We start from the raw sequence: 406 nt of genomic DNA, 5'->3' as shown, positions 1-406 counted from the left end.
TTCACTGGCACTTACTGATGCACTAGTTGATTCACTGGCACTTACTGAAGCACTTGTGGATTCACTTGTGCTTACTGATGCACTGGTGGATTCACTTGCACTTACTGATGCGCTAGTTGATTCACTCGCACTTACTGATGCGGAAGTTGATTCAGATGCGCTTACTGAAGCACTAGTTGATTCGCTAGCACTTACTGAGGCACTAGTTGATTCGCTAGCACTTACTGATGCTGAAGTTGATTCACTTGCGCTTACTGAGGCACTAGTTGATTCACTTGCGCTTACTGAGGCACTAGTTGATTCACTCGCACTTACTGATGCGGAAGTGGATTCACTGGCGCTTACTGAGGCACTAGTTGATTCACTGGCACTTACTGATGCACTAGTTGATTCACTGGCACTTACT

The 406-nt window shown here is 45.8% G+C and carries 1 protein-coding gene; it reads left to right on the top strand.

The window, feature by feature from the left end; translation table 11 throughout:
- The coding region (locus H5R88_RS01815) for a hypothetical protein (RefSeq protein ID WP_375138895.1) at window positions 1–406 on the top strand (406 nt) is incomplete at both ends.

The sequence above is a fragment of the Limosilactobacillus agrestis genome, from assembly GCF_014145585.1.
Lineage (GTDB): Bacteria > Bacillota > Bacilli > Lactobacillales > Lactobacillaceae > Limosilactobacillus > Limosilactobacillus agrestis.
Note: the sequence above shows the minus strand (reverse complement) of the source record. Positions and strands in the feature narration are given on the sequence as shown.